The organism is Chlorogloea sp. CCALA 695 (assembly GCF_003003885.1).
GTDB lineage: Bacteria > Cyanobacteriota > Cyanobacteriia > Cyanobacteriales > Chroococcidiopsidaceae > Aliterella.
Map to the genome: position 1 here is coordinate 1 of NZ_PVWN01000067.1, position 22,008 is coordinate 22,008.

Sequence of the window (22,008 nt, forward strand, 5' to 3'; positions counted from 1 at the left end):
TTCGGTAGAGGCAGATAGGGTGTCACGCCTGAACCTGGCGAGTAGGACTTTCACCTACATCAAACTGAGAGTTCAGCGCAAGATGTGAAAGTCTTGGCTGGAGTGGTTATATTACGGTCTGATTACCGTGATTCACACTCAACGAATCGCACCTGCCCAATGCGCTCCGCTTCTTCATGGTCAAAGGCTCGACCAATAGCGCGATCGCCTACCCAAACTACATACCATTGCCACGTTTGGTTATAAGTTACTGACCAGGTTCGGGGTTTAGGAGGAGGAGTTGGTACAGGAGGCTTGGCTAGTGCGTTGTAGCCTTGTACATATCCTGCGGAATACTCGCATTCTGCTTCTGTATACAGTGGAATTGACTTATCTATCGCATCCAATCGCCCGTGATTGAACCCCTGCTCAAACTCATTAGGAGGCGGTGGTAGCGCGTCGTCTTCTTCTCGGTCTAGTACCCACTCCTCGGTATAGCAAGAAGCGTTTGTAGGTTTGACCTTTAACCATACTCGACCATCGGTATACACATCTTTATTGATCACCTGCATGACAGGGGTAAAAGGAGCATGGATAGTATCGCCGATGTTTGCTTTTGTCGTCGCTCTATCCCAGATTTTCGGAGTGGATTCAGAGCAGAGTTCAGTTATACGTTTTTCTTGAGTTAGCATGGTATTACCTATGTATGTAGGAACCAGAGCCTGCAAGCGATCTCCCGTCCAAAGTTGATACGCTTGTAAGCTTTGCTGTTTGCTTGAATTAATTTTTCAATCAACAAAGCTTTTCTATTTGGGAGTCCGCAGGGTATGAAACCTTGTCGTGGGCGTTTCCTCCTCTGACCGTTGCTACTGCTCATCGCTTCGCTGTTATCAGGTTCCGGGCGGTGTTTAGGCAGTTCCGCTCTCTGCTGCTTTGTTGTTAGTCAAATTTCGGTTCTGGATGCAACTCTTTATTTTTTGGGTAGTGCCAAATATGTAAGGATAAGTGTAAAGAGTATGTAGAGAGAGTTGTATGAGTGAGGGGAAGTTAAGCTGTCCAAAATGCGGGTCAGAAAGAATAGTAAAAAATGGCTTCATCCATAACGGCAACCAAAATCATAAATGTCGAAACTGCAAAGCGCCAATTTGTGCTAAATCCCCGCAATCGTCCAGTTACAGAAGAGAGTAAAAAGCTGATTGATAGGCTATTACTAGAACGCTTGTCAATTGCCGCCATCTGTAGAGTTAGCGGTATCTCTGAAACTTGGATTCAAAGCTACGAGTCGCGGAAAATACAGCACCGTACCTCAACAAGTTGCAGTTAGCTCAAAAAAAAAGGACACTTGACAATTCAATGTGATGAGATGTGGTCGTTCGTGGGTAAGAAAAGTCTGAAGCAATGGATTTGGTTAGCAATGGACGTAGAAACAAAAGAAATTGTGGGGTTGTATGTCGGCAGTCGTTCACGCAAGGCAGCAAAACGTTTGTGGCTTTCTTTACCTGGGGCCAGTAGACAATGTGCGGTCGCATATACTGACTTTTGGCAAGCATACCATCAGACTTTGCCCAGCAAGAGACATAAAGCGGTTGGCAAGGAAACAGGCAAGACTAACTATATTGAGCGCTTTAACTGTACCATGCGTCAACGTATTGCTCGATTGGTTAGAAAGACGCTTTCATTTTCCAAAAAACTAGAGAATCATATTGGCGCTATTTGGCTTTTTATCCACCACTATAATAAATCCTTACATATTTAGGACTACCTATTTTTTGTTCTCGGCTGAGGCTGTTTGCTTTCCTCATCCACATACTTATAGTACAGTTTTATAGTGCAACTTGTCAAGCGTTACTTTATAAGTTGTACTATGAATGTAACGCACTATAATTAATGAGTGTTATTTATAACCACATGATTAAGTAGAGTCAATGGAGATGTAATTATATGAACTCTATGCTTGTCACTCTGTCTGTTGATATTCCTGGTTTAGGCATCCGAATTAGGCAACTTAGGGAAGCTAAAAATATGTCTCCTACCCAACTAGCTGCTTTAGCAGGAATGAGTTCAGCTAATCTTTATCGAATTGAAGGTGAATCTACAAAATCGATTCCTAGAGAAACACTTAAAGCACTTAGCAAAGCATTAGAAGTAGATCTAGATGAGGAGGTTAAAGCCGCCTTGGTTAAAGCGTTAGCGCAAGATAGTAAAAAATGATGTTGAGTAACCTTCTTTATTTGCTTTCTTCCAAATAGCTTCTTACCGACGTTTTTAAGCTAAGTGATAAGTAAAATTGTCTAATTTTCGTACGCTGTTACTTCTAGATAAAAATACCAAGATTCATTTTAAGGTGATCGGACATGGACACGAAATTTATACTAATTCAAGAAATTGAGCAAGACCCAAAACCTATACTAGAGGCGGTGCTTGATTTCCTAGGTTTTCTTAAAGCAAAACAAGAGAGGGAAAAATTAGAGATACAAAAAGATACTCGTGCCGCTCTTGGAGAATCACAGCAGTATGACCTTACTCCCCTTGCTCATTTGAAGCTAGAACTTGGGTTGTTTAATCATTAAGTAAATAAAACTTTGCTCGTATCAAACTAAGAGGTTTTTATGACTACTAAAACTTTTACCGCCGTTATTCACAAAGAGGAGAATATATTTGTAGCCAACTGCCCTGAAATTGGCACAGTTAGTCAAGGAGAAAGTGTAGAGGAAGCAATTACTAACCTTAAGGAAGCTACAGAACTTTACCTAGAGGAGTTTCCCCTACCTGACAATAATCTACCTATTACTACCACGTTCGAGGCTAGCTATGCCCAGATTGCCTAGAATCTCAGGGCAAGAGGCGATTCGTGCCTTAGAGCGTTTAGGTTTTGTCCAAGTTAGGCAAAGAGGTAGCCACGTAGTTCTGAAAAAGTTAACGCCTGAAGGTACAGTCGGATGTACTGTACCCCTAAGCCAGCAACTAGCAATAGGAACATTAGCAGGCATTCTCCGCCAAGCTCAAGTTACGCCTGAAGAATTTATTGCCAATCTTTGAAACGATCGCACCGTCTGGAAAACTAGCGATCGCCCCGTACTACACCCAAGCTATTTAACAAGAGGTATAGCCTTATGGAATTTTCCCATGAGTTGGCACTGGCTTTAGTACAATCCACCGAACAGTTTCCTGTAGATTTCGACGCTGCTTGGAAATGGATTGGTTACTCAACTAAGCAAAAAGCTAAAAACAAACTGACCAACAACTTTAATATAGGCTTAGATTACACGCTTACCCAAACGGTTAAGCGTGTAGAAGGTAATAAGGGCGGAGGTTCTGTCCGTTTTGAATCTATCAATCTCACTATAGATTGCTTCAAGTCTCTGGGAATGATGGCAGGGACAACAAAAGGTAAAGAAGTACGCCGTTATTTTTTAGAGTGCGAACGGATTGCCAAAAAAGCAGTATAAATTATCCCCGCCCAATCCCAAGAAATCGAGCGCCTTAAGCTGGAGCTTCAAGTTGCCCAAGCCCAGACAGCCGCCGCCCAATCTCAAGAGCGCCTAATGCAAGTCTCCAGCGCCATCGTCACCATGCACGGCGCGGGGATGCTGGGGTTAATCTTGGGCAAACCAGAGGCGATCGTCGAACAGCCGCCGATTGTTGTCGAGAAAAATATTTTAGTAGATCGCTCCGGTAGACCCGTCAGAACCTACGAAGGGCTTTCTAAAACCAAACTGGCGAAAAGGTACGGCATGAAAAAGCCCCAGGATTTGGTTAACTGGCTTCAATCAATGGGCAAGGAAGATTGGGTTCAACCAGCAATGACCGCCGCGCCTTGCCAGTTCGTCCCGTTCGAGTATGTCCCGGAGTTAGACAGGCTTTGGGCAGCACGGCAAGGAAACCGACAAAAATTACTTGGTGAGTGACCGCATCTTTTTTCCAAGTAGCCAAGTTTTTCTACACATTCAAAATTAGGGTAATTTTATGTCACCTTTCTTAAACGAACCTAGTGACCATCGCCAGGTTTTAGATGCGCTGACGGGCGATAGCGCCTATGATTCACAAAACAATCGCTGCCCCAGGTGCGATCGCTTTGGGGTTGTCTCTGGTATGGACGAATACTACGGCACAATCTACAGGTGCAAATGTCTTCCCGTGTTTTGGGTCATCAGTCCAGAAACAGGCGAAAAACTGGAGGGAGGTTAAGCGATGACTTTTACCTCAGCAGTGCTAGGAGTAGTGCAGCACCCCACTAATATTCTGACTGAATATCTCAGTAAGTTTAGGGGAGTTAAGAAATTCAAAGCGTATATCCTGTCTTGGTTAGACGGTTAAATTAGTAGCAAATTAAAGAAAGGATTGCCCCCTTGGGTTTATGTAATTAACCAAGAATTAGCCGAAGCTCTTGGCTGCTGTAGAGACACAGTTTTCCGCCATCTCAAAGAACTTTGCGAGATGGGCATACTAAGGAAAACTCCATACAAGCGCTGGGCAACTGACAATATTTGGGCGTACTCCATTGACTTTGAAAAACTCAAACAAGAATTAGCGCCGCCCGTTGATATTTCTGCAACCGAAAATCAGATAGCCGATAGCCGAAAATCAGATAGCCGGGAATCTGAAATTAGGCAGCCGATAGCCGAAAATCCGACAGCATACATAAGTCTAATTCCTAATTCATCCCAAGTACAACCACAACACAGCCTGCCTGCTGCTGGGGAGGTAGTTAAAGAGGAAGATCCACCTATCCCGGAACAAAAGATTGTAATTCCTCCGACGGGTGAACAATTGAAAAACGCTTGTACTCAAATTTCTCGTTTATCGCCAGAGGTTCAAACTAATTTACAGGTTAAAACCGCGATAAAAACACATTGGGCTAATTTCCCGGCGGCGCTGGAAAGACTGAAAATTGCAGTACAAGAAAACTGGCGATGTAATTTAACAGGGGTGCTAGTCAAGGCTTTGAAAGAGGGAGTACCTTGCGAGAATGCTGCCCCGCCTTGTGCGTTTTTTGGTTGGAAAGAATGGGCGGACGAAGCAGTTAAGCGCCGATTAATGCAGTATTCCCAGTCCTATAACGGGGACATCATGGTGCATTTTATCGGCGGGGGTCAAATGTTGTGGAGTCAGTTGCGCTCCTTGTCGTGGTCGGAGGTTGAGATTATTGCTGGTGGAGGAGAAATAGTATGAGCGATAGCGCGGAGCGCAGTGCTGGAAGCAATCGCCCTCACTTACTTAGAAAGCGCATTGCCCAGTTAGAGGCTGAAGTCCGAGCGGTGCGGAAACAAGCCCAAGCCCAACGTAAAAGGATTGCTCAAAAGTGTGGATATGAGTTCTTATCACTGGTTGATAGCGATCGCAACTGTAAAGTGGTTGTGATCGACATAGTGCAGAAGCTTGTGTTTCAGGATGAGGAAGGGAATGTTATTTCTGAAACCGATAGTTCTTTGGTAGGCAAGCTTATTGAGGTGAGGTTTACATTAGATTGAGGGAGTTAGCGGAGGAGATCGTCTAGAGAACAGCAACTTGCTTGGTTAATTTTGCGTTCATATTCAGATATTTTTGTGAGTATGAAAATTTAATGGTAGAAGTGCAGTCGTTTACTTGGAACAGTGAGCAGAATTTCTCATCTACGTTTGTAATTTACCTGTCGCTGCTCAACTGTGTCGTTATGCCGCACAATTAGCTCCTCAGATCAGAAGGGCTGCTTGCAATCTGTAAGAATCAATTATATCCAACGCTAGAGGCTCAGGACGCTTGACAAGATCTGTATCAAGCTATATCATTAAACCATATGGTTGAATCAAATATTGCCCTTGATAGAATTTTTGGCGCTCTCGCCGATGTGACACGACGAGATATCCTTAAACGAGTATCGAGAGCAGAACATACTATCGGCGAATTGGCGGAATCCTATGCGATGTCTTTGGCAGCAATCGCAAAGCACATCAGTGTGTTGGAGAAAGCAGAACTCATTACCAAGCATCGAAGTGGTAAGGAGAAAGTTATTCAGATTCAACCAAAAACTATCAAAGTAGCCGCAGCGCATCTAGGCGAGTATGAAAAAATCTGGAGCGCCCGCTTTGATGCTTTGGAAAAACTACTAGAAGATCGGTAACAAAGTAGGAGGATAATGATATGGCACATCTGAAAGTAACAGTCCCAGAAAATTCACAAAATATCCTAGGCACTGTCACAATCAACGCTCCGCTAGAAAAGGTATTTGAAGCGTATACCAAAGAAGAACTCTTTGCCAATTGGTGGTGTCGCGGTAATCCAATGAAAGTGTATCACTTCGATTGTAAAGACGGTGGCTGTTGGCACATTGCTGAACGATCAGAAGATGGTGACGAGTATGAGTTTACTGGCTGTTTTCATGAAGTTGCCAAGGACGAACGGATCGTGCAGACGTTTGAATTCTTGGGAATGTCGGAACGTGGGCATGTCATGCTTGAAAAAGCCGAGTTTATAGCCATTAATGAACATACGACTGAGATTCGCACGCATAGCACAGCAATGAGCCAGGAAGACCGCGACGGTATGATTGCAAGCGGTATGGAAAGCGGCTGGCGGCAGTCCGTTGAAGCTCTCGGCAAGCTTTTGGAGCTAGACAATTAATTACAAGCAGCACGCGGAAGCTGTGGTTATTGTGTTTAAGAAATATGGTGCAAGTTCTTGTAACACAACCGGGCAGAGCAAGCACTAGATAATTGGTTGTGTTGAAGTTTTTGATGGGACGATTTAGTGTCGAATCAGCTTTAAACCACGCGAAACATGAAGATTCCTAACACTCCAAAGTTAAAGTGTGACTAGCGAGAATAACATTACAAATAGGTATTCCATTGGTAGAAACTACTCTGAAAATAGTAGGAGGTTGGAGTAATGGATAAGCAGCATCGGTACTTGCGAATCGCCCTTGTTGTGGTGGGAATTGCTTTTCTCCTGATCTATCCGTTGATGAAAATCTGGTCATCGGGATGGTCATGGCAACCAGGTCAATACGAATACGAACAGATGATCGTTGGCATTTATGCAACGCTCGGTGTCTTTTTACTATGGGCTGCTCGAAAACCAGAAGCTCACCGCAGTTTAATCTGGTTTACCGTTTGGTCGAGTATTGTCCATGGGCTGATCATGACGGTACACGCAGTGATTGACTCAGCAGAACGCGGACACCTCCTTGGTGATGTTCCAGCATTAATCTTGGTGGCAATTGTCCTTGGTTTCCTAGCGCCACGCGAAGTAGTACCAGTGCATGAATGAGCGCAGCATAACGGCACAGATGAGCGGCTGCAAATAATCTTTTTCATCTCAAATGATTTGCAATTGGGCAGAGCAAACACTAAGCGAACGCAAGTCTTGAGCAAGGCTGTGGAGTTAGTTGCGATCCCTGCCTTGGTAGGAGGTCGAGCTTGTTGTTAAAGGGGAAGTAATATGAGCGATCATACCCAACCCCTAAAAAGCGCATTGCCCAATTAGAAACTGAAGTCCGAGCGCTCAGGAAACAAGCCCAAGCTCAACGTCAAAGACTTGCTCAGAATTACAGGCATGAGTTTTCAGCATTACTCGATAGTGATCGCAACTGTAAAGTTTTTGTGACCGATATAGTGCAAAAGCTTGTGTTTCAGGATGAGGAAGGAAATATCATTTCTCAAACCGATGGTTCTTTGGTGGGCAAGATTATCGAGGTGAGGTTTAATTCACTACGTTAAGGGAGTTGCTAAACAAACTTCCCTTAATGTAGTTTTAAGCGTGGCTATCCTATTGCCCTTTCAAGACAATCGAGGGATAAAACGATTAGTCAAGCTGAGGATGGGATTTGGGTCATTTAATATGCAATGGCGCATACACAGTCGGAGAATTTCGGACTGATAGTACCGCTACTTAAAAAGATTGGCATTGAACAGGAAAACTGATCGCGCTCCTATATCTAGCTCAAGAGCAGCAATGCAGCATAAGTTAAGGGTTTTCTCTTACCTTCTTTATATCAATGAGAATTGAGTCAAAGTCTTTACGGATATCTACAAGTTGCTGCACTCTTTCATCTGAAGATGTGATCGCACTTTCTTCCTGCTGACGAGCTTGGGTAATTTGCTTGTCAATTTCTCCGTAAACTTGTTGTTCAAAATCCCATAGTTGTATTTGAAGCTGATCTTCTAAATCCTTAGCAATTCTTTGAAACTCACTTGTAATTTCACGGCGAATATCCGCCATTTCCTGCTCCCTCTGATGTGCTTGTTGCATTTGCAATACGTCCAATCCAACCGAGACAAGTGCCACAGCCGGACCGAGGAATCTAGCAGCATTACCAATATTTTTAGCAATACCTATAGCTTGCCAAGGCTTGAACTTAAATCCTACAATTTTTCCAATAACCAAAGTGCTTTGATGTAAGCCACCTCCAACTACATCCATAGAGCGTAAAAAGCCATCTCCGGCAGTTTTTGCAAAAGGTCTAGCGGCTAGATTTGTTAATTTAACTCCGGCTTTCACTCCAATATCTTTTATCAAATTAACTTGGTTCGTAATCTGCTCTACATTTAAACCAACTCCTATATTTTTTGCTGATACACTCTGGTTTTTATCTAAGCAAGCTACAAACGCTTTCATTAAAGAACTTGAAAATACTTCTTCAACCTCTTGTTTAATATCTTCAACTGCTGCATTAACGACTTGTTGCAATTTAGTTTCTGCTCTCTCATAGTGTTGCTGTACATTAATTTCAGCTTGCTTGTTAAGCATTTCAAAGTCCTGGCTGACTCCCACTGCTGTAGCAAGAGTCACGCCTTCCTTGGCAACTGCTGATGACATTTCTAGAGCTATGCTCTGAATTTTAGTTCGTAGGCGATCGCGCTCTTTACGGACTCTGCGAGATAATTGATTGAGAATTGCTAAAAATGCTGAATCTCCGTTATCAGAGTTGCGGCTAAAAATCTCTTGAGCTTGATCTACATAGCTTAAGGCAATTCTTACTGGTGTATCAAACTGGGTGAGAGCAGCACGGCTATCTACGAACTCATTAAGGTTGTTAACAAAAGTAGAAAAGCGACTTATATCAAGTAAGAAGTCATCTGTTGAATCAATACCTTCGCAGTGATCTTTAGCATCAATAAAGCAGAGAGGAAACTCATCAAGTGCAAAAGGTTTAAGCGCTTCAGCAAGACTCTGACGATAATTGGCTATTTTTTCGGTTTCTTCTCCTGCTTCATCAGACATTTTATTGATAACGAGCATAATTTTCCAACGATACCCTTTGTCATAAGCTAACTTTTTGAAATTTTCTACTGTCACTGTATCAAACAGCATATACGTGAGGCAGAAAACAAGTAAATCGGCTTTGGCGATTGCCTCATAAGTTATTTCATCATGGTCTTCTCTATCAGTAAATAATCCTGGTGTATCAATTACATTAATACCGTTCCAAATATAACTATTAGTTTTGTCTGTGGCAATATCCGAATCAATTTTTATATCGCGTCGTCCTGTAAGGGCCGATATAATAGTAGATTTACCTGCACTGTATTGACCAACAAGAGCAACTTTGATAACTCCATCCTCTCGATATACTTTTAATTCTTCTTGCAGCTTTTGATTGATACTTGTTAGTTCTTCGGTATTACCTTGACTTAGCAAGCCGTTGAATTTTTTACAGGTAGATTGAAACTTTTCGCCAATAGCAGCGCCGTTGAATTTCTCTTGATTTACAATCATGTCTTCCTTATTCCTTGGTTACTTTAATAACTAACATTTTTGATAGAAATATCTTCTTGAAGAATTTGTTTCATTTCTTCCTGAGATTTTTTTAGCTGCACTTCTGCTTTAGTTTGAATTGTTGTAGCACTTCCAAACTCTCTTTGAACTTTAGCGATAGTTTTGTTTATTCCCTCATCGTTCAACTGCTCATATTGTTCGGTAGACCAGTCAACAATCCGTTTAGCATAGGCACGATTAAGATAATTAGCTGTGTCATCTAACCTTTTTTTTGCTGATTCAAGATGAGTAGAAATCGCTTCTAACCCTTGGATCAAATCATTAAAGTAGGTATCAATTGCTGTAGCTACAGAATTACAATTCTCAGTAAAGTTCTCTTTGGCTTGTTGAAGTGTATTTTGCCTATGCGTAATGATCTGAGAGCTTAAGGAATTTGTGATATTTTGCACCGCTTCCCGGCGCTTATCATCTTGTGATTTAAAGAACTGAGCAATTCCGCCTACGACTGTAGCTGCAATTCCTAATGCAATACCTACAGGTGGAGCAAAAAGAAATAGTATAGCTCCTACTAAACCTAGAACACCTCCACCAATCCTGAATAAATCTCGAAAGTTATTTGTATCTTGCTCACTATGATCAAAATCACTGCTACCTAAGTTTGCTATTAGTTGTAATTCATTTCCAACTTCCTCAATTACTTCTTTAACATCATTGCCAAAGCTTTTATTAGTTTCTTCGTAAGCAGCTTTTAAGCGTTTGTTAAACTTAATTTCTTCAAGCCTTTTTTCCCAAGCAATTTGCAAGCTCACTTTGTTGGCCTTCCAATTCATTTCAGCAAAAGGAGGGATAGCATTTATAGCTTCTTGACAAACTGTTTCTATTCGTTGCAATAAAGATGCTTGGTTGTCTTTAGCGGCGGTTTGGATTTGTTTTTGGATAGTTGCTTGCTTCGTTTTTAGAGTAGCTGCCAACTGTTGATAAATGTGCATTTGTTGCGTTACCCATTTTCCAGGATGCTCAATTGCACCTACTGTAGAACCAAGCAGAGTTTGCGATCGCCTAATTGCTCCATATTTTATTAAAGACTCACGGATTGAATTAAGGAAATCTTGAATCTTACTTGCTGAAAAAAGTTTATCCTTATATTCTTGATGTTCTAGTTCATGCGATAATTGCGCGGCAAGAAGCATTATAGGAATAATTGGAAAGTAATCGTTAGCATAATGATCTTGAGCATAACGACGAATCCGCTCAATATGTCCACGTAGACCACTATTGCCATCCATTTCAAAATGTTTATTAGGGTCTTTTAAAAAGTGTTCCAACCGTCGCGTGTCACGTAGGTTGTATTTTACATTAAGTAAAACAATTAATGGTTTAGCTTTTTCTTTCAAAAGTTTTAGAAATTGAAATTCTGTTTCTTGAATACTGTCATTTGTAACTACATAACAAATAACATCAGATTCTTCAATTACACTTTCAGCAACTTCTTCATCTGTCTGACCACCAGGAGCGCCAACACCAGGAGTATCAATAATACGGATATTTTTCCACTCATACACTCGATTAAAACGAGTTGTGCGTTGCTTTCCTACGCCGATCGCTTCCCAACCATTTTGAGTAAGAATAGCATGAAGAGTGCTTTTACCTGCCTTAGTTTTACCCATAAAAGCAATACTAAAATGATTAAGGGCGCGTTGTTTAGCAGCAGTAGACTCCCTAACACGCTCAAGGTTTGCAATAATCTCATTAGTAAGAGATTGGGTACTACTATGTAGTTGTGTAGCTACTTCTCTAGCGCTACTAGCTTTACCTTTGCCATCAGTTTTACGATATAGCTCTTGCATAGCTTGAGACAAATTTTCTCCTAACTGTTCAAGCGTGTCCCTAGTCTTTTTAAGAGCTAGTTCTGTATAGTTATAGTCTTCGCTGGCAATCTTGGCACACTGCTCAATTGCTACATCATATTCGGGACCTGATAACAGAATTTCCCGTTCTAGTTGCTCAACTTTGCGCCCAATAGTTTCCGGTGATAGCTTCGTCGCCATACTGATTACAGCACGGGATAGAGCAGACTTTTTTTCATTTTTTAGGAACCGTGCAGCAAAAGATAAGTTTGATTGTTCATCCTTATTGCTGCTAGAGCGCTTTGTGGTAAATTCCTGGGCTTCTTGAATGATTCGATCTATTTCTCCCGTAGACCAATTCCAAATACTTGCTACTTGCTCAACTATTTCCCGCTCTAATGGTGCAAAAAAGCCATCAATATAAGCGATCGCCAAAATTTGCCGCATTGCCTCATTTTGTTGTCCTGTCGGTACTCTACAAGCTACTTCCTGTAAAGAAAGGTAGTTATCGTCTTGAGCTAGGATCTTCTCCATTTCTGCAATAGTGCTTTGCCCAATCTTTGCTTGGCAAGACAATTCACGCAGAGCTTTTGATTCTTCGGAATGGATCTGCCGATCAGCACATACTGTGTGTACAAGTAGAAGAAAGCGGTAATCTATATCGCTTGCTGTGTTTGTGTCATGAGTATTTCTTTCGGGCGCACGCTGAGTTTGGGTCATAGCTATTAGAGGTAAAGAGCTTGGAAATAAACCTTACTCTCCAGTATTCCCATTTTCCAGGAATAACTAACATAAAAATAAATTTTGTGTGTAAGTAGCAGTAGTCATTCAAAATTAGAACCACTAAAATTATGTTGGCTGTAGAAATTGATGATTAGGCGATCTCATTCAACGCCATACTCCACCTACACGTCATGATTGAAAAACAGTCTAGGGTGAACGACATTTCATGCTGCGCTTATCGCCGTAGTTGGTTCTTACTCTTGCTGGGTTAATTCCTATTAGGGTCTGTTCCTGACCGCTATCCAGAACGGGCTAATGAGGTTTTGGAGTATTTTCAGCAGGCTCTAGCTACCTGGAAAAATAAACCAAGGAGCGGCTTGTTTATTCACGCCGTTAAAACTGGGCAGAAGCTCTGCCTGACCAAACCAGGCTGTCGGTTGTTTAATTGTCTATTTATGAAGCGCTCAAAACCTCATTAATGGTTTTTAGTAATTCCTGCGCCGTGTAGGGCTTCGACAAAAATGCTTTGGAACCAAAGCCAGCCGCTTCAACAACTTTATCGTTTGATGCCAGTCCGCTAACGGCGATGATCTTAACCTGCGGATTGATTTTTTGCATAGTGTGGATAGTTGTTGCACCGTCCATTGATGGCATCATCATATCCATTAGTACCACTTTAATATCACTTTTTTGCTGGCCGTATAGCGCTAGCGCCTCATTCCCATTACTGGCTGTATTTACCTGATGATTAAAGTTTTCCAACATTATTCTAGTAATCTCGCGAATTGGATCTTCATCATCCACAACTAAAATCAATTCTCCATGCCCTTTTGGCGGTCCCAATTCATCTGCGGGCGGCGATGGTGTTACTGATACTGCTGGCAAGAACACATGAAATTGTGTTCCTTTTCCCACTTGGCTCGTCACATCTACGAAACCACCGTGGTTTTTGACAATGCCCATCACCGTTGAAAGACCAAGCCCTGTGCCTTCACCAAACTCCTTGGTTGTGAAAAATGGCTCGAAAATCCTCTCCAAGTTTTCCGGCGTGATTCCCATTCCCGTATCAGAGATTGTAATTACAATGTAGTTACCTGCTTGAGCTTCAAGATACATTTGAGCATAGTGGGTATCGATGAACAGATTTTCGGCACTGATACTCAAGGTACCGCCATTTGGCATTGCATCACGTGCGTTGACGCAAAGGTTCATCAACACTTGGTGTAGATGAGTGGCATTACCTGAAACGGTCCACAGGTCGCTCGGTACATCTGTATAAACTTCGATAGATTTGGGAAATGTCTGTTTGGCAATCTGCTCAATTTCTAATATTAGATGCTGGACTTGTAGTGTCATGCGTTCGCCTTCAACTCCACGTGCAAACGACAGGACTTGCTTGACCAAACCAGCCCCGCGTTTTACATTGATTTCCAGTGTCTCCAGCAGCTGCTGAGTGGACAAATCTGGGAACTTTAGCAACAGCAGTTGTACTGACATGAGAATTGGTGTCAGGACATTGTTCAGGTCGTGAGCCATACCACTGGCTAGGGTGCCAAGGCTTTCTAGACGCTGGGCGCGCAAAAACTGCACTTCGAGTTGTTTTTTCTCAGTGATATTGGTATTGACGACGAGGAGCGATTTTGGTCTTTGCTCTTGGTCGCGCACAAGTGTCCAGCGGCTAAAGACAATAACTTCCTTGCCTTCTTTAGTGACTTGATCTAGTTCACCCTGCCACGATCCACCCTCGGCAAGCACATTATGGACATCTTCGAGTTTGACGGCAATGTTCTGGTCCATTAGTTCGTTGATTCTGTTGCCTTCGGCTTCTTGTGCCATCCAACCGTACAGACGCTCCGCACCTTTATTCCAGAATAAGATTTTGTTTTTAAGATCGCAAACGAAAATGGCATCTGTTGCCACATTGAGCAGGGCAGCTTGTTCCCGGATTGTCTGTTCCGCCTGCTTGCGTTCATTAAGTTCGGTTTGGATCTGCTCAAAAAGTGTGGATTGCTGGATGGCGATCGCTACTTGCGTTGCCAATTGCTTGAGCAGATTGATTTCCAACTGCTGCCATTGCCGAGGTGATGAACACTGATTAGCTTCGAGTAATCCCCATAGCTGTTCCCCTTGCAAGATTGGTACTATTAAGGCGGCTCTAACTTGAAACTCTGCCAGAAAATCGACATAACATGGGGTTAGCTCCCCTGCATAAATATCCTCTGTAGCTTGGATACGACCTTGTTTGTAAGGTTGGACATAGCTCTCCACAAAAGTGGGGTCTTTGAGTCGGCTGCCTAATATAGGTTTCCAGTCATCGCTTACAGATTCTACGACTACAAGCCCACCCCAATCTGGTTCAAAGCGGTAAATAAACACCCGATCTGCCTGAAGAAATTGCCGCACCTCGGACACTGTGGTATTCAAAATCTCTTCTAGATTTAAAGACTGACGAATACGTTGGGCAATTTTTACTACTAAGCGCTCTCGCTCGGTTTGCTGTCGCAGTACCTCTTCCGCCTCGGCTCCCTCCAGATTTTTTAAGGCAATTTGAAGTTGCTCGAAAGCTACTGCTACCTGCTTTTGCTCTGATATCGGCGACGAATTAGTCCTCTGTAGCAGTGCAGCTACGCGCGAACGCAATTCTTCTATCTGCTGGGAAAATTCGTCTAAATTCATATTTCAGAAGTTTGCTTAAATGTTTGAAGCTGTCTAATCCTCTAGAAATAACTTATTTTGTGGCTCAAAGTTGGATTTACCCAATCGCTGTAACAGCCCCAAAATCTACTTAAGTCCCAGAGATTACTCTTAGTGCGGTTGTTCGCGAGGGCAATTAATGGTGAGGATTGCTACCCCTAACTGTTCTGGTTTAATCCTAACTTTTTTAGACCAATCCCTAACAAATTTAGGTTGAAAGCCCATAACTTATCCTAGTACACATGGCAACCGCTATATTTACAAAATATACTTTCAAAAGACTGTATATTCACAAGAATAAAGAGAGAGCTAAGTTGAAATCATTCAAAAAGGCAAGTAAAAGCTATCTAAATTGGTTAGCTACAAAGGTAATACTCGTACCCGAAGAAATAGAAAAACGACATATAAGGATCGCTGAGACTACTCCATTTGAGTTTTTGCGCGCCACTTTCTACCGATGGACGCAGCACTGGTCGGAACTCAGCGCAGACTTGAATTACCACTTGCCATTGGTACTGGGCGTGGGAGACCTACACGTAGAGAACTTTGGCACCTGGCGCGATGCTGAAGGTCGTCTTGTGTGGGGTGTAAATGACTTCGATGAGTGCTGTTATCTTCCCTACGCGAATGACCTTGTACGCCTAGCGACTAGCGCCCGGTTTGCCATAGAAGAGCAGGCTATTCTGGAGCTTCAAGAACTAAAGGAACTATCAAAAAAAGCCCGTAGCGAACAAATGAAGAAACACTACAATAAGTTCCAAGAGAAGGTTAAGGAGCGCGTAGATAACGCATTCTCAAAAACTTGCCAGTCTATAGTTACAGGCTATTCCAACGGCTTAGAGGTTCAGCTTGAAGATACTAGCGTTAACGGTAGCAGGAGGTATAGCGGTCGCAAACCCTTCGTCCTTGCTGAGGAACATGACTGGCTGCGAGAGATTGTTTTAAACAAGCTTCGGGAGAAGGACAGGGACACGGACGAGGACCCCGAAGACGATTTTGATGAGTTTTTTAAAGAGAGCAATGCTTTAGAGTACGTGAACAGTAGTGTTCCCCGTTCAGCTTGGGAGGCATTGAGGCTATCTATGCCAGAACCAGGAATTTCATTTCGGCTCGGCAAGCGTGACGCAGGACTGGGTAGCTTGGGGCGACAGCGCTTCACGGCTATTGTAGAAGACTGGCATGGTGGTATTCTTGTACGAGAGGCGAAGGCTCTCGCCCCATCAGCTTGGTTGTGGTGGGATGAAGAGAGGCAAGACACCATTGAGATTCTCTACGACGAAGCGCTACGTCAGGTTGTGCGGGCGCGGGATCCGTGGGTGCGGATTCACCTTGGCTCCGTAAAAAACAGCTGGATTGTGCGCCGCCTTGCTCCGGATTCCGGTAAAGTCAAACTAAAAGATTTACCGAAAAGTGAGGGTTTAGAAAACCAACTGTGGCAAGCTATGGGTCGCGAAGTCGCGAACGTTCACATTCCGCTTGGTGACGTGAGTAAAGACTTACAGAAACAGAATCAAGATAAGGACTGGCTTAAAAAATTGGCTAATAATATGGCAGACAAATTACTCAAGGATTGGGAAGATAGGGCTACTATTTTAGAGGATGCCTAAAAAATAAAAGAGTTCTCGAAACGATGTGCATTTTATCGGCGGTAGTTAAGGGCTGTGGAGTCAGTTACGGTCATTGTCTTGGTCTGTGGTTGAGCGCGTTGCTAGAGGAAAAATCTATGAGTGGATCGTATCCAACCCCTCAAAAAACGCATTGTCCAACTAGAAACTGAAGTCCGCGCGTTAAGGAAACAATCGCCAGCCCAACGCCAAAGCCTTGCCCAGAAATACGCACGTAAATTCCTAGCGCTGATTGATGGCGACCGCAATGCAGTAGCAGTCATTATCGACAAAGCATTGGTAAAAGAGTAGTTAAACTACTTCAATGAAGTTGTCAGTTAAGGCAAGCCTGATTTGCCTGGTTGTACACCTGCTACATTGAGACGAATCCGGTAGAGACTTCCAGTTGCTGTAATGTAAAGCGATTTGTAATCCTTATCCCCCCAAGCTAAGTTCGTTACCACCTCTGGCACTATAATCTTGCCCAGCAGTTGACCAGTTGGTGACAAGACCCATAATCCACCCAAACCACTACAGTAGACATTGCCTTGTACATCCACTTTCATGCCATCGGGTACACCTTTGTTTTCTGGTCCTTTCAACTGTGCAAAAACTCTGCCCTCACTCAGCTTACCATCTGAGTTGACTTGAAAGACACGGATGTGTCCGTTTTCCGAATCACTGACATAGAGCTTTTTCTCGTCTGGTGAAAAAGCTAGTCCATTAGGACGTACCATCTCGTTTGTTAGCAATATTAAAGTTCCATTTGGCGAGCGCCGATAAACTCCATAAAAGCCGAGTTCTTCCTTTTCTTTGCTGATACCATAAGGAGGATCGGTGAAATAAATGCTACCATCTGATTTAACGACAACATCATTTGGGCTGTTCAGTTGCTTGCCCCCGTAACGCTCAGTCAAAACGGTTAATGTATTGTTCTGCTCAGTACGTACAAGACGGCGATCTTGTTCAGCAGTAATTAAGCGTCCTTCGAGATCCAGTGTATTGCCGTTAGCTCGTCCAGCAGGATAACGAAATATGGAAGTCTGACCGTTAGGAGTCCATTTATATATAGTGTTGGCACTGATATCACTAAATAAGAGGAAACCACGTCTATCCCAGACGGGTCCTTCTATAAACTTGAAGCCACCAGAAAGTTTTTCTACTTTTGCATTGCTATAAGCGACTTCTTGCAGACTACTTAAGCTATAAACATTGCTGTGCTGTACAGTTAATATACTAAGTATGCAACCGCATATAATTGTTTGCCAGGTAGATTTCTTCACAATTACTATCCTCGCTAGAAATTTAAGTCTGACCCACCTGTGGCTATACTAGCCCCAAGCTCGATAGAACGTGCTGTCCTGCCAGATTTTGACTGTGCGTTTTTCAAGTGCTGCTAGTTGTCTATTGCTCAGTTGCTCAAAAGCACGAGCTACTTTGACATTTTCTTCTAATTGCTGCACATCATCAGTAGAAATCACGCAACAATGCACGCCAGGTTGCGATAAACTATAGCCCATTGCTTGCTCAATCCCTGTCAAGCCACCAGGTTGAAACAACTTCCCGTAAGCAGGCACTTTCATGGCGATGACTCCTACATTTTGTTGCCGAGCTAACAGTAAAACTATAGGAAAGTATGGTCTTTGATGATGTTTGTCTGCCGCATTTACCGGAATTAGAGTTGTATCAAAAGGGTAGCGGCGCATAGCTTCAACTATTACATCCGGTTCGTGATGTCCCGTGACACCACTAAACTTGACAATTTTTTGCTCTTTAGCTTCTTCTAAAGCTTTAATTGCGCCATTAGTGCCAAAGATTTTTTCTACGTGTTCGGGTGAAGCGACGCTATGCAACTGCCATAAATCCAAATAGTCCGTATTGAGCCGTTTGAGAGAGCGTTCTAATTCTCTCCATGCACCATCGCGCTCTTTCTCATAAGTCTTACTAGCTAGAAATATCTTTGAGCGGTAGGATGGCAGCACCTTCCCTAAATAAATCTCATTAGCTCCATAGCTAGCGGCAGTGTCAAGATAACGGATACCTAGTTCCAAGGCTCTTTCAATAATTGCTAAAGCCTCACCTTCTCTATCCTCTTTATCGAGCGGTGTTTTTGTTCCCGCACCGCCCAAGCCAAAGATAGGAACTTTTACCTCCGTGCGTCCTAACACTCGCTCTGGCATTATTGCTGGTGATTTAGCAGCCTTAGACGTTTTCTTTTGTAGTAGGCTACTTATTCCCACAGTACCGCCAGCTACAGCCACGCTGGTAATTAAAAAATTGCGCCGCGTTGTTTTTTCTGCCATGTTTCCTCGTTGTAAACATTCTGACACTACCTGGGGGTCTTTTTTATCAAGCTTAAAGTTGAGCGGAAATTAGACAATTGCTGCGGAAATATTGGATGATAGCGTGGGCTAGCAGTTACGACCAGCCCTCAACGGGAGGATTTCGCTACAGCACTCTGCCTCCACTTACGCGATTGTTCCTCAGCAAAAGCATCTAGTCTACGCTTAATAAAGGCTAAGTTTTAGTGCAACTATGCCTACTAACACAATCATGCCGAGCGCGCGACGAAAATAATTAACTCCCGCGAAAACTTCCTGCCATGCCCAAGTAAATAACGCGCCGAATGCTATTAAGTCTGCGCCTGTTTGGAGTTTACCGCCTGGAAGAATCAATTGAAGTACGATCGCCCCTAGCCCAACTATCAGGGGCAGGTTAGGCATCTGAGCTATAACAATGTTGCCTTCACCGTCCCGAAAAGTGCGGTCGAACAGTGTAACTCCTTTCGTCTCCATTTTCTGGGCTTCGCTATTTAATTGAGATGACATTTACTTTACCTGAAATACTACCTGACCATAAGGCTAGCGCTGTGCCTGAGGGCAGAACAAGGCACTAAGGTTATAGATGAACGTGCTTTGCCCGCAGCAGAATGAGATTAGAACTTGAGTTAGCCCGCGCCCAAGAATCGACTGCCCGTACTCAAGAGCGGCTGATGCAAGCCACTAATGCGATCGCTAACCTTCATGGTACCGGTATGGTAGCGTTAATCCTGGGTAAGCCTGATGCAATCCTTACCCACACCGAAGTCATTGAGAAGACTATTGCTGTTGATCCTAAAACTGGACGAGTCCTTGCCCAAAGCGACGGTTTAACCATCGGCTACTTAACAAAGCGCTTGGGCTTCAAGAACAACGAGCAAACCTGGCAGTGGCTCAATTCAGTCCAGCTAGGTAAAGATTCTGGTGCTTGGTCAAAAGAGCTAACGGCTCACCCTACTCTAAAGTTACCTCGACAGCTTTTATCACAAGTTCAGCGCTTATTTGCTTACCAGGTGGGCAATCGTCAGCTTTTGCTTGGGGAAGGAGGTGGAAGATGAGACAACGTAATTATTTCTTTTTCCCAGTAGCTTCTTTTTTATCCATCAGACATAAACTAGCCAAGGAGGTAAGCTAAATGACTACATCACTTGCCCCACACCCCTTACTTATCTCGCCAGCTTTAGCTAAGGAAATCGGCTTACACGAAGCTGTTATCCTTCAGCAAGTCCACTACTGGTTGGAAAGGTCGAACCATCTTATCAATGGCTGCCTGTGGATTTACAATACTTACCAAGCATGGCAAGAGCAGTTCCCTTTCTTGAGCTTGAGTGCAATCCGCAGGGCGATAGCTCGATTAGAGGGATTGAATCTACTCCTAACTGAACGGTTTGAGCAACGACGCTGGAATCAGACCAAGTGGTACAGCATTAATTACCGACGGCTGGAAGTATTGATTTTCAGCATTTGTTCAAATCAAGACATTCGATCTGCTCAAATCGAACACCTCGATGTAGCTGTTTTGAGCAGTTCATCTACAGAGATTACAGCATTTACTACTTCAGAAAATACCTCCCTCCAAAGCCAGGAGAGGGAAGAAAAAAAGCCAACAAGAAATACGGTCATACTTAAATCCTGCACTTCGCCCGTAGCTAAAGACGAATTGGCAAGTAAGGAACAGAAAAATTTTGCTCTGGATCTACGTTCCGCCCCTAGCGATCATATCCAAAACGATTTTGATGGCTTGCCTTGCAAAGAATCTCCTGCAGCAAAGTCTGACTTGTCTAATTCTGTCCGACCCTTAGCCAATAAACAAACTAACTGCTTACCTCAACCTGCCCCAGCTAACCAGCCTTCTCAACCAAATAGCGATTGCACAGATCAAGTAGCAATGCGATCACCAGCATTGGAATCTCCTGCCCGTACTCAACTGCTTACCCGTTTGTCGGCGCTGACTAACGAATCGGTAGACAGCCTGCGCCTCAATACTATCCTTAATTCTGCTCTTGACCGCTATCGGGATCGGGTTAATGATGCTTTGGAGTATTTTCAACAGGCGATTGCTACTTGGAAAAATAAACCGGGGATTGGCTTGTTCATCCACGCCGTTAAATCTGGACAGAAGCCATCGCTGACTAAACCTGGATGTGGCTGGAAAGAATGGGCAGATGAAGCAATCAAAAGGCGGCTGATGCAATACTCGCACTCCCAGGATGGCGATATCATGGTGCATTTTGTCGGCGGTGGTCAAGGACTGTGGAGCCAGTTGCGCGGTCTGTCGTGGGCGGAGGTTGAGGGCGTTGCTGGGGGAGAGGTACTATGAGCGATTGTACACAGAGCCTCAGAAAGCGCATTGCCCAACTAGAGGCAGAGCTACAAGCGGTGCGGCGGCAAACCGAGTCTCAACGTCAAAGACTTGCCCAGAAATACGGGCGTGAATTTCTAGTGCTGATCGATGACCCTAATACTAAGGCAACTGTTACGGATATAGTGCAAAAGCTTGTATTCCAGGATGAGGAGGGAAATGTCGTTTCTGAGACAGATGGTTCGTTAGTGGGCAAGATCATTAAAATGAGGTTTAAGTCACTGCATTAGGGAAGTTAGTGGAAGCGATCGTTCTAGAAAAGGGCAATTTTCTTCTTACATACTAAATACCTTTGTATTTTAAAATTAGTAGCCGAAGTGCAATTGCTGCCTGCTATCATTATGAGAGCGGTGGCAACTACCTTCCGCAACCTCACTAATGGCTTTCGTCCATCCACTGTCGTGAACTTGTGGAACTTGTGGAGTGCTGGATCTTAGAGGAAGGCAGCTATGTACCTTTATTCTTTTGCCAATCTTTCATGGCAGCAACCACGAAACTTGCAGCAGGATGATTAAGCAATTGCTCCAACGCAGATATACCACCCGCTTGGAATGCACTAATTACACGTTGCATTAAGTCTGCATTGCCTTCAATACGGGTAACTGCTTCTGTTGCTAGTTGCATTCGACCTAAAACCGTTTCTGTTGAGTAGGTTTGAGACAATTGCTCAAGGAGTTTTTGAATCTCTGCCGCAGTTTCAGTAAGATTTTGGGCGTTGCTGAATCGAGGGATGAATGACTAAGCACGATCAGGAATAGGGACATCTCCAAACTTGAGGTAATGAATCA

26 protein-coding genes and 1 pseudogene are annotated in these 22,008 nt (G+C 43.4%); 19 read left to right on the forward strand and 8 right to left on the reverse strand.

The genetic code is table 11. The features are described from left to right. Nucleotides 1-122: 122 nt before the first annotated feature. Nucleotides 123-671, reverse strand: a complete 549-nt coding sequence (locus C7B70_RS21680; protein ID WP_106371034.1) for a hypothetical protein — start codon at nt 669-671, stop codon at nt 123-125. 340 nt (nt 672-1,011) lie between these two features. Between C7B70_RS21680 and C7B70_RS21685 the strand changes: the two are divergent. From C7B70_RS21685 to C7B70_RS21740, 14 genes and pseudogenes are all read left to right on the forward strand, one after another. Then, nucleotides 1,012-1,735, forward strand: a pseudogene (locus C7B70_RS21685) (IS1 family transposase). Between the two features lie 185 nt (nt 1,736-1,920). Continuing rightward, on the forward strand, nt 1,921-2,190 hold the full coding sequence (locus tag C7B70_RS21690) for a helix-turn-helix domain-containing protein (protein ID WP_106371035.1): 270 nt from the start codon (nt 1,921-1,923) through the stop codon (nt 2,188-2,190). 143 nt (nt 2,191-2,333) lie between these two features. Next, nucleotides 2,334-2,549, forward strand: a complete 216-nt coding sequence (locus C7B70_RS21695) for a hypothetical protein (RefSeq protein ID WP_106371036.1) — start codon at nt 2,334-2,336, stop codon at nt 2,547-2,549. Between the two features lie 39 nt (nt 2,550-2,588). After that, on the forward strand, nt 2,589-2,807 hold the full coding sequence (locus C7B70_RS21700; RefSeq protein ID WP_106371037.1) for a type II toxin-antitoxin system HicB family antitoxin: 219 nt from the start codon (nt 2,589-2,591) through the stop codon (nt 2,805-2,807). Then, nucleotides 2,791-3,018, forward strand: coding sequence for a type II toxin-antitoxin system HicA family toxin (locus tag C7B70_RS21705; protein WP_106371038.1), 228 nt, complete (start codon nt 2,791-2,793; stop codon nt 3,016-3,018). The genes C7B70_RS21700 and C7B70_RS21705 overlap by 17 nt, the downstream gene beginning before the upstream one ends. 74 nt (nt 3,019-3,092) lie before the next feature. After that, nucleotides 3,093-3,428 (forward strand): hypothetical protein, encoded by a 336-nt coding sequence (locus tag C7B70_RS27990; protein WP_233221050.1) that lies wholly within the window; start codon nt 3,093-3,095, stop codon nt 3,426-3,428. Nucleotides 3,429-3,524: 96 nt separating this feature from the next. Further along, complete coding sequence (locus C7B70_RS27995) at nt 3,525-3,887, forward strand: hypothetical protein (RefSeq protein WP_106371039.1); 363 nt, start codon at nt 3,525-3,527, stop codon at nt 3,885-3,887. Nucleotides 3,888-3,945: 58 nt separating this feature from the next. Further along, a complete protein-coding gene (locus tag C7B70_RS26110) occupies nt 3,946-4,167 on the forward strand; it encodes a hypothetical protein (protein WP_146134131.1) in 222 nt (73 codons plus the stop codon). A 3-nt stretch (nt 4,168-4,170) separates the two neighbouring features. Continuing rightward, complete coding sequence (locus C7B70_RS28490) at nt 4,171-4,296, forward strand: hypothetical protein (protein ID WP_255409365.1); 126 nt, start codon at nt 4,171-4,173, stop codon at nt 4,294-4,296. A 24-nt stretch (nt 4,297-4,320) separates the two neighbouring features. Then, entirely contained in the window at nt 4,321-5,151 is an 831-nt protein-coding gene (locus tag C7B70_RS21720) for a hypothetical protein (protein WP_106371040.1), read from the forward strand. Further along, the gene (locus C7B70_RS21725; protein ID WP_106371041.1) at nt 5,148-5,450 is read left to right on the forward strand and encodes a hypothetical protein; all 303 of its coding nucleotides are present in this window, start codon (nt 5,148-5,150) and stop codon (nt 5,448-5,450) included. Before C7B70_RS21720 ends, C7B70_RS21725 begins: the two co-directional genes overlap by 4 nt. 305 nt (nt 5,451-5,755) lie before the next feature. Further along, on the forward strand, nt 5,756-6,079 hold the full coding sequence (locus C7B70_RS21730) for a metalloregulator ArsR/SmtB family transcription factor (protein ID WP_106371042.1): 324 nt from the start codon (nt 5,756-5,758) through the stop codon (nt 6,077-6,079). 20 nt (nt 6,080-6,099) lie between these two features. Continuing rightward, on the forward strand, nt 6,100-6,579 hold the full coding sequence (locus tag C7B70_RS21735) for an SRPBCC domain-containing protein (RefSeq protein WP_106371043.1): 480 nt from the start codon (nt 6,100-6,102) through the stop codon (nt 6,577-6,579). Between the two features lie 285 nt (nt 6,580-6,864). Continuing rightward, nucleotides 6,865-7,224 (forward strand): DUF6632 domain-containing protein, encoded by a 360-nt coding sequence (locus C7B70_RS21740; protein WP_199192436.1) that lies wholly within the window; start codon nt 6,865-6,867, stop codon nt 7,222-7,224. Between the two features lie 696 nt (nt 7,225-7,920). Here C7B70_RS21740 and C7B70_RS21750 read toward each other — a convergent pair. The 3 genes from C7B70_RS21750 to C7B70_RS21760 all read right to left on the reverse strand — a co-directional run bounded on the left by C7B70_RS21750 (nt 7,921) and on the right by C7B70_RS21760 (nt 14,918). Beyond that, nucleotides 7,921-9,672, reverse strand: coding sequence for a GTPase (locus tag C7B70_RS21750; protein ID WP_106371046.1), 1,752 nt, complete (start codon nt 9,670-9,672; stop codon nt 7,921-7,923). A 23-nt stretch (nt 9,673-9,695) separates the two neighbouring features. After that, entirely contained in the window at nt 9,696-12,239 is a 2,544-nt protein-coding gene (locus C7B70_RS21755) for a GTPase (protein ID WP_106371047.1), read from the reverse strand. Between the two features lie 456 nt (nt 12,240-12,695). After that, nucleotides 12,696-14,918, reverse strand: a complete 2,223-nt coding sequence (locus C7B70_RS21760) for a GAF domain-containing protein (protein WP_106371048.1) — start codon at nt 14,916-14,918, stop codon at nt 12,696-12,698. Between the two features lie 260 nt (nt 14,919-15,178). On the opposite strand from C7B70_RS21760, the gene C7B70_RS21765 reads away from it, so the two are divergent. Further along, on the forward strand, nt 15,179-16,543 hold the full coding sequence (locus C7B70_RS21765; protein WP_106371049.1) for a DUF2252 family protein: 1,365 nt from the start codon (nt 15,179-15,181) through the stop codon (nt 16,541-16,543). A 120-nt stretch (nt 16,544-16,663) separates the two neighbouring features. Beyond that, nucleotides 16,664-16,852, forward strand: a complete 189-nt coding sequence (locus C7B70_RS21770) for a hypothetical protein (RefSeq protein WP_106371050.1) — start codon at nt 16,664-16,666, stop codon at nt 16,850-16,852. A gap of 26 nt (nt 16,853-16,878) precedes the next feature. Here C7B70_RS21770 and C7B70_RS21775 read toward each other — a convergent pair whose 3' ends face one another. The 3 genes from C7B70_RS21775 to C7B70_RS21785 all read right to left on the reverse strand — a co-directional run bounded on the left by C7B70_RS21775 (nt 16,879) and on the right by C7B70_RS21785 (nt 19,368). After that, nucleotides 16,879-17,823 (reverse strand): SMP-30/gluconolactonase/LRE family protein, encoded by a 945-nt coding sequence (locus tag C7B70_RS21775; RefSeq protein ID WP_233221051.1) that lies wholly within the window; start codon nt 17,821-17,823, stop codon nt 16,879-16,881. 48 nt (nt 17,824-17,871) lie between these two features. Beyond that, nucleotides 17,872-18,843 (reverse strand): aldo/keto reductase, encoded by a 972-nt coding sequence (locus C7B70_RS21780; RefSeq protein ID WP_106371052.1) that lies wholly within the window; start codon nt 18,841-18,843, stop codon nt 17,872-17,874. Nucleotides 18,844-19,047: 204 nt separating this feature from the next. Beyond that, on the reverse strand, nt 19,048-19,368 hold the full coding sequence (locus tag C7B70_RS21785) for a hypothetical protein (RefSeq protein ID WP_233221053.1): 321 nt from the start codon (nt 19,366-19,368) through the stop codon (nt 19,048-19,050). 101 nt (nt 19,369-19,469) lie between these two features. Here C7B70_RS21785 and C7B70_RS21790 point away from each other — a divergent pair, with 101 nt between their 5' ends. From C7B70_RS21790 to C7B70_RS21800, 3 genes are all read left to right on the forward strand, one after another. Continuing rightward, nucleotides 19,470-19,916, forward strand: a complete 447-nt coding sequence (locus tag C7B70_RS21790) for a hypothetical protein (protein WP_199192437.1) — start codon at nt 19,470-19,472, stop codon at nt 19,914-19,916. A gap of 77 nt (nt 19,917-19,993) precedes the next feature. After that, nucleotides 19,994-21,178 (forward strand): hypothetical protein, encoded by a 1,185-nt coding sequence (locus tag C7B70_RS21795; protein ID WP_106371053.1) that lies wholly within the window; start codon nt 19,994-19,996, stop codon nt 21,176-21,178. Continuing rightward, the gene (locus C7B70_RS21800; RefSeq protein ID WP_106371054.1) at nt 21,175-21,450 is read left to right on the forward strand and encodes a hypothetical protein; all 276 of its coding nucleotides are present in this window, start codon (nt 21,175-21,177) and stop codon (nt 21,448-21,450) included. The genes C7B70_RS21795 and C7B70_RS21800 overlap by 4 nt, the downstream gene beginning before the upstream one ends. Before the next feature lie 217 nt (nt 21,451-21,667). Here the strand turns inward: C7B70_RS21800 and C7B70_RS21805 are convergent, their stop codons facing one another. Continuing rightward, complete coding sequence (locus C7B70_RS21805) at nt 21,668-21,883, reverse strand: hypothetical protein (RefSeq protein ID WP_106371055.1); 216 nt, start codon at nt 21,881-21,883, stop codon at nt 21,668-21,670. Nucleotides 21,884-22,008: the final 125 nt, after the last annotated feature.

Coding starts and splice junctions, on each gene's coding strand:
- C7B70_RS21680 (WP_106371034.1), bottom strand. CDS start 671: ATGCTAACTCAAGAAAAACGTATAACTGAACTCTGCTCTGAATCCACT.
- C7B70_RS21690 (WP_106371035.1), top strand. CDS start 1,921: ATGAACTCTATGCTTGTCACTCTGTCTGTTGATATTCCTGGTTTAGGC.
- C7B70_RS21695 (WP_106371036.1), top strand. CDS start 2,334: ATGGACACGAAATTTATACTAATTCAAGAAATTGAGCAAGACCCAAAA.
- C7B70_RS21700 (WP_106371037.1), top strand. CDS start 2,589: ATGACTACTAAAACTTTTACCGCCGTTATTCACAAAGAGGAGAATATA.
- C7B70_RS21705 (WP_106371038.1), top strand. CDS start 2,791: ATGCCCAGATTGCCTAGAATCTCAGGGCAAGAGGCGATTCGTGCCTTA.
- C7B70_RS27990 (WP_233221050.1), top strand. CDS start 3,093: ATGGAATTTTCCCATGAGTTGGCACTGGCTTTAGTACAATCCACCGAA.
- C7B70_RS27995 (WP_106371039.1), top strand. CDS start 3,525: ATGCAAGTCTCCAGCGCCATCGTCACCATGCACGGCGCGGGGATGCTG.
- C7B70_RS26110 (WP_146134131.1), top strand. CDS start 3,946: ATGTCACCTTTCTTAAACGAACCTAGTGACCATCGCCAGGTTTTAGAT.
- C7B70_RS28490 (WP_255409365.1), top strand. CDS start 4,171: ATGACTTTTACCTCAGCAGTGCTAGGAGTAGTGCAGCACCCCACTAAT.
- C7B70_RS21725 (WP_106371041.1), top strand. CDS start 5,148: ATGAGCGATAGCGCGGAGCGCAGTGCTGGAAGCAATCGCCCTCACTTA.
- C7B70_RS21730 (WP_106371042.1), top strand. CDS start 5,756: ATGGTTGAATCAAATATTGCCCTTGATAGAATTTTTGGCGCTCTCGCC.
- C7B70_RS21735 (WP_106371043.1), top strand. CDS start 6,100: ATGGCACATCTGAAAGTAACAGTCCCAGAAAATTCACAAAATATCCTA.
- C7B70_RS21750 (WP_106371046.1), bottom strand. CDS start 9,672: ATGATTGTAAATCAAGAGAAATTCAACGGCGCTGCTATTGGCGAAAAG.
- C7B70_RS21755 (WP_106371047.1), bottom strand. CDS start 12,239: ATGACCCAAACTCAGCGTGCGCCCGAAAGAAATACTCATGACACAAAC.
- C7B70_RS21760 (WP_106371048.1), bottom strand. CDS start 14,918: ATGAATTTAGACGAATTTTCCCAGCAGATAGAAGAATTGCGTTCGCGC.
- C7B70_RS21765 (WP_106371049.1), top strand. CDS start 15,179: ATGGCAACCGCTATATTTACAAAATATACTTTCAAAAGACTGTATATT.
- C7B70_RS21780 (WP_106371052.1), bottom strand. CDS start 18,843: ATGGCAGAAAAAACAACGCGGCGCAATTTTTTAATTACCAGCGTGGCT.
- C7B70_RS21785 (WP_233221053.1), bottom strand. CDS start 19,368: ATGTCATCTCAATTAAATAGCGAAGCCCAGAAAATGGAGACGAAAGGA.
- C7B70_RS21790 (WP_199192437.1), top strand. CDS start 19,470: ATGAGATTAGAACTTGAGTTAGCCCGCGCCCAAGAATCGACTGCCCGT.
- C7B70_RS21795 (WP_106371053.1), top strand. CDS start 19,994: ATGACTACATCACTTGCCCCACACCCCTTACTTATCTCGCCAGCTTTA.
- C7B70_RS21800 (WP_106371054.1), top strand. CDS start 21,175: ATGAGCGATTGTACACAGAGCCTCAGAAAGCGCATTGCCCAACTAGAG.